We start from the raw sequence: 6,034 nt of genomic DNA on the forward strand, positions 1-6,034 counted from the left end.
CCACATGGTAACAACCTGAAATCTTTAAATTCCTGATTGATATAATATGTTCACTTCATCTAATCAACAATCTCCCAAAATTGAATGGCCGCCTTTGAGAGCGGTTTATCTTTTAACCTTATAAAAACCGGTTCCACACTAAAATCAAATTGTTTAAGTTCAAAAAGCGTTGTATTTTCCAAAAAATGCGACGTATAATCCATTCTTGGGATGATAGATATACCTAATCCTCTGCTTACAAGTGCTACAACCATTGTGACATCTTTACACTCAATAATAATATTCGGCTTCAGATTACGTTCATTAAATGTTTCCAATATACTTTCATATAAAAAATGCCCTTCCATTGCCCCTAACATAATAAAAGGGAATGAAGCTATTTGTTCCAACGTCATATCCTGTGATGAAAATAATGATAGCCATCTAGTTGGAATAATTACGACGAATGGCTGTTTATTTAATATTTTAACTTGATAGTGTTCACTATTGTCCGGGCGTAAGAATAATGCAATATCAAGTTCTCTTCGTTCCAGTTTTTTTAATAGTACTTCTGAGTTTCCTGTTATTATATTGATTTTAATTTTGGGATATTGTGTTCTAAACATACTGACATAGTCAAGGAGTATATTCGAACATGCAGATGATACACCAATGCTTATTATTCCTGCTATCCCTTGTTCAATCTCTTGAATTCGCTGTTTTACCTCTTGCATTTGTATCAACATTTTCTCTGCATATTGATACAATAGTTCACCAGTTTCCGTTAGTTCCCATTTTTTTCGGTATCGATGAATCAAAGTTGTACCAAGATCATTTTCAAGCTTTATTAACATTTGGCTAAGCGGCGGCTGCGCTATATGGAGAACTTCTGCTGCTTTAGAAATACTTCCCTGTCTTACAATTTCTCTGAAGTAATGTAATTGTCGAATATCCATTTCGCACCCCATTATATGTTTTTTGATATGATTAGTTTATCATATATATATTATTAATATCTTAAATTCACTGCTATACTTACTCGTATACTATTTATAGAAAGCGAAGGATATTATGAATCATATGAGTAAAACAATGAGGCGAATCATCTTATACGTGCTTGGCTTATTTCTTTTGTCGTTTGGCGTTAGTCTCTCGATTCGAGCAGGATTTGGTGTATCGCCTGTGTCATCACTAGCATACGCAATGAAGCTAACGACTAGCTTATCACTTGGTTTCACAACAGTGCTTGCCAATGTGTTATTTATTATTATCCAAGTAATATTAAATAAACGAATTGAGTTAAATGAATTTGTAGTTCAATTAACTATTTCGTTTTTATTCGGGGGCTTCATGAATATAACGCTTTTCATAGTTCAAATGTTTCCTACTCCTGAAACAATTTTTTCTCGAACTATATTTTTAATTGTTAGTTTTTTCGTTATATCTGCTGGTTTAATGGGGTATTTCACAGCGAAACTTCCATTAATGCCATACGATGCATTAACGTATGCAATTCATGAAAAATTCAATTTAAAATTTAGTAAAGCGAAAATATCGAGTGATGTAATTAATGTTTGTATTGCTGGCGGAATATGTATAATTTTCATTCAATCATTAGGCTCAATCGGAATTGGTACACTAGCCGCTGCCTATTTCGTCGGAAAAATTTTAGGCTGGCTGCTATCACATTACCAACAACCTCTTCTACAATGGACATCTAAAACTGAACGCGCTGCCTGAAAAGCGTATAACAAACTAGTGAATGTCAGGAACAAGAAATTCGCTCATCTTAATGAATTAGCCCATTGTGTTCAACATCCTATATGGGGTACGGAAACGATTTTGGGTATGGGGTGCTACCACACATTGCCATCAACTTAAGAAAACAAGTCACCCCAAAACGAAAAAACGCTATTCTTCCTGTATATTTCTACAAAAAGAATAACGTTTTTTTCGTTTTATAGATACAATTTCGTATGAAGCAGGAGAATTCTTTCGGGAAGTGCGGTTAAATTCTTTAATACTAATTTCTCTCTTCACTTTCTCTTAATAACCGCGTTACCAATTCCTGTTTAACAGATTGCCCATAGATTCCATCCCCCTTTACCAAAAAAGAGCTAAGATGTTTGCTCTTAGCTCCTTCTTGGTAAAATCGATTTATTTTTATAATTCTTCAATCATTATTTCACTTCATTAGCCACAAAAAAATGTTCACATACATTTGATATACGTTGCAAGTCCACATTTCCACCGGATATAACTGCAACTACTTTTTTTCCTTTTGTATATTTATCAACTTTTCCTGAAAGAAGCGCAGCGGTAGCTAATGCTCCAGCCCCTTCTACAACAGCTTTCCCACGTTGTAATAAATCTTTCATCGCCACTTCTAGCTCTTCTTCCGATACTGTTACAATATCATCTACTAGTTCCTTTACAACTTCGAAAGTTAAGCTGCCTGGTATTTTAACTGCACAACCATCCGCTATAGTCGGTGCATGATAATGCTCCACGATTCCTCCATTATCATAAGATGCTTTCATTCCATGAACATTATCCGCTTGAACACCTATCACATTAATTGATGGATTAAAAGATTTTAATGCAACAGCAATTCCAGAAATAATTCCTCCTCCACCAATAGGTACAATTATAGTATCAACATCCCACAAATCATCAAGAATATCTAAACCAATTGTTCCTTGTCCAGCCATTACTTCTACATCATCATATGGATGTAAGTATGTCTCTCCTGTTTCTTGTATAATTTCCTCACACTTCGCTTTGGCGTCATCAAAAGTTTCACCATATAAAATAACTTCTGATCCATACCCTCTAGTTGCCTCCACTTTCGCTTGAGGTGCAGAAACTGGCATAACAATTTTACTCTTAATTCCAAGTAAATGAGCGGATAAAGCAACACCTTGTGCATGGTTTCCTGCCGAACAAGCAATAACACCTCGTTCTTTTTCTTGATCTGTCAAATGTGACATTTTATTAAAGGCACCACGGAATTTAAAAGAACCCGTTAATTGCATATTTTCTAATTTCAAATAAATTTCTCCACCTGTTTTACTAGTCAAATAGAAAGATTTAACTAATGGCGTTTTTCTAGCATTTTTATCAAGAACCTTTTGGGCTTTTTTGATGTCAACAATATCTAATGGCATTTTTTTGGTTATCATACTAACACTTCTTTCAATTGTTTATAATCTAACCCTAGCGTCATTCCTAAATTTGCGTAAGTAATGACCCCTTTATAGATATTTACCCCGGATGCTAATGATACTTTATGCTGCATAGCGGATTCTAATCCTTCTTTAGCGATTGCTAGTAAATATTCAATATTTCCATTCGCTAACGCGATTGTAGCGGTACGTGGGGTGGCACCAGGCATATTTGGCACTGCATAGTGTATTACGTCATCTTTAATGAATACCGGATCATCATGTGTTGTATACTTATCAATTGTTTCAACTGTTCCACCTTGATCTATTGCGATATCTACAATAACACTTCCAGGTTTCATAGATTGAACCATGTACTCTTTCACGATTTTTGGAGGTCTAGATCCTGGAATTAAAATTGTTGAAATAAATAAATCGGCTTCCTGAATCATTCGCTCCAAGTTTTCAGTGTTTGATTCAATGATTTCAACATTTTCTTTCACATATTTCTCTCTTAAATGAGAAATTATTTCTTGATTTATTTCTAATATTGTAACTTTACAACCAATTCCAATTGCCATATCACAAGCGTTAATTGCAGCATTTCCTCCACCCAGAATCACAACATTTCCGGCAGGGATTCCCTCAATTCCAGATAATAAAATGCCTTCTCCTTGATGTTGCTTTTCTAAGTAATAAGCACCCATAAATACTGCACGTCTACCAGCAATTGCGCTCATAGGTTTTAATAATGCTAGATTTCCATTTTCACTAATCGTCTCCCCTGCAATTGCAGTTGTGCCAGCATTTCTCATTGCCTCTACACACTCTTTAGAAGCGGCCAGATGTAAGAATCCCCATACAATAAGATCCTTTTTAAAGTAATGATATTCTGCAGGTAGTGGTTCTTTCACCTTGACTACCATATCAACATCCCATGCTTCTCCTTGCGTCACGATACTTGCACCAGCGTTTTTATATTCATCATTTGTATAACCAGATCCTAATCCGGCATCTTTTTGTACTAAAACTTCATTTCCATCTGCAACTAATCTTTGAACATTTTCTGGAGTCATCCCTACACGAGTTTCTCCTTTTTTTATCTCTTTCACTACACCAATTTTCATAACAACACATCCTTTATTAGATTCAGATATAAATTATATTGTCTATGATTTGATAAACATTAAAGTAGCAAAAACCAATAAAAATGTTATGTCAATATAATTCATTTTGCGTCTTGCTGTTGCACCTACAAGATAACACCACTCAAAATTATGAGTCAATCGATTTGTGAAAAAGTTCACAAAGTAGACTTTTTTATTCAAAATTCTATTTTTATGTAACAAATAAAATTGAATCTAGGGTCCCCTTATGATATTCTTCATTTGTGAAACATTTCACATACCACAATGTTAAATTTGTAAATAAGTATGCATTCTTTCAACTAGGAGTGATTATAATGTCACAGCAACAATTAAAAAAGGATATTGGTTTCTTTGCAGCATTAACCACTGTTATTGGTACTGTTATTGGAGCCGGGGTATTTTTTAAACCTACAGCACTTTATGGGGTAACTGGTACAGCCAGTTTAGGCTTACTTGCCTGGATCATTGGTGGGGTATTAACAGTATGTGCGGGTCTGACCGCTGCCGAACTATCTGCAGCCATCCCTGAAACAGGTGGAATGATGGCATATTTAAAGCGCACTTATGGAAACTTAACAGCTTTCCTACTTGGATGGGCACAAACTGTAATCTACTTTCCTGCTAATATCGCAGCACTTGCGATCATCTTCGGAACACAAACAGTTAGTTTATTTGGTTTAGACATTAGTGAACACAAAATGTTGATTATCGGAATTTCTGTAGCGACTGCAACATTTGTAACTCTTATGAATTTCTTAGGAGCAAAAGCCGCCGGTGGAATCCAAATGGCATCTACTATATGTAAGTTACTTCCACTAGCTCTTATTATCATTTTTGGATTACTACACAAAGGCGATGTTACTTTTCAACTCTTACCTATTGAAGCCGGACCAGACAAATCTTTTATATCTGCACTTGGATCTGGTTTACTTGCAACAATGTTTGCATATGATGGCTGGATTCATGTAGGAAATATCGCTGGAGAAATGAAAAACCCTAAAACGGACTTACCAAAAGCAATTGTATTAGGGTTATCAGCTGTTATGGTTATATACTTACTTATAAACATTGCGTTTCTTATGGTCATGTCCGCAACATCACTTGCAGCGACTGATACTCCTGCTTCCGAGGTAGCAACAATTATTTTTGGCGCAATGGGTGGTAAATTAGTTACAATCGGTATTTTAATTTCCGTATTTGGAACAATCAATGGTTACATTATGACTGGAATGAGAATTCCATACGCTATGGCAGTTGAAAATAAATTACCATTTAGCAAATGGTTTGCTACATTAACTAAACATAGCAAAGTCCCTTATAACTCTGGTTTATTTATGTTATTTGTATCTATTATCATGATGGTCATTGGTGGATTTAATACTTTAACAGATATGCTAGTCTTTGTAATATGGATATTCTACACAATGACATTCCTTGCTGTCTTTATTTTACGAAAAAGAGAGCCAGAACTTGTACGACCTTATAAAGTTCCACTATATCCGATAATACCAATAATCGCCATTATCGGTGGGCTATTCATCGTTATTAATACATTATTTACTCAAACACTTCTAGCACTGTCAGGAATAGGTTTAACCTTAATTGGTCTCCCTATTTATTTTACAATGCGGAAGAAGGGACCTTTAATCATAGATAATAATAGTAAAAAGTAATCCTATAAAAAGATTTAAATTTTACCAATGTCATATAAGTAGCCTTATTGAACTACCCCCACTTTCACTT

Annotated in this window: 5 protein-coding genes; 2 read left to right on the top strand and 3 right to left on the bottom strand. The window is 35.0% G+C overall.

Annotated elements, in window-relative coordinates; genetic code table 11:
- Positions 1 to 59 precede the first annotated feature (59 nt).
- A complete protein-coding gene (locus VK90_RS08300) occupies positions 60 to 935 on the bottom strand; it encodes a LysR family transcriptional regulator (RefSeq protein ID WP_048371956.1) in 876 nt (291 codons plus the stop codon).
- 115 nt (positions 936 to 1,050) lie between these two features.
- Between VK90_RS08300 and VK90_RS08305 the strand changes: the two genes are divergently transcribed.
- On the top strand, positions 1,051 to 1,719 hold the full coding sequence (locus VK90_RS08305; protein ID WP_048371957.1) for a YczE/YyaS/YitT family protein: 669 nt from the start codon (positions 1,051 to 1,053) through the stop codon (positions 1,717 to 1,719).
- Between the two features lie 440 nt (positions 1,720 to 2,159).
- Here the strand turns inward: VK90_RS08305 and tdcB are convergent, their stop codons facing one another.
- The gene (tdcB, locus tag VK90_RS08310) at positions 2,160 to 3,161 is read right to left on the bottom strand and encodes a bifunctional threonine ammonia-lyase/L-serine ammonia-lyase TdcB (protein WP_002174956.1); all 1,002 of its coding nucleotides are present in this window, start codon (positions 3,159 to 3,161) and stop codon (positions 2,160 to 2,162) included.
- The gene (gene ald / locus VK90_RS08315) at positions 3,158 to 4,270 is read right to left on the bottom strand and encodes an alanine dehydrogenase (protein ID WP_048371959.1); all 1,113 of its coding nucleotides are present in this window, start codon (positions 4,268 to 4,270) and stop codon (positions 3,158 to 3,160) included. The genes tdcB and ald overlap by 4 nt, the downstream gene beginning before the upstream one ends.
- Positions 4,271 to 4,605: 335 nt before the next feature.
- On the opposite strand from ald, the gene VK90_RS08320 reads away from it, so the two are divergent.
- Complete coding sequence (locus tag VK90_RS08320) at positions 4,606 to 5,964, top strand: APC family permease (RefSeq protein WP_048371961.1); 1,359 nt, start codon at positions 4,606 to 4,608, stop codon at positions 5,962 to 5,964.
- The last annotated feature ends 70 nt before the right edge of the window (positions 5,965 to 6,034 follow it).

This window comes from Bacillus sp. LK2 (assembly GCF_001043575.1).
Lineage (GTDB): Bacteria > Bacillota > Bacilli > Bacillales > Bacillaceae_G > Bacillus_A > Bacillus_A paramycoides.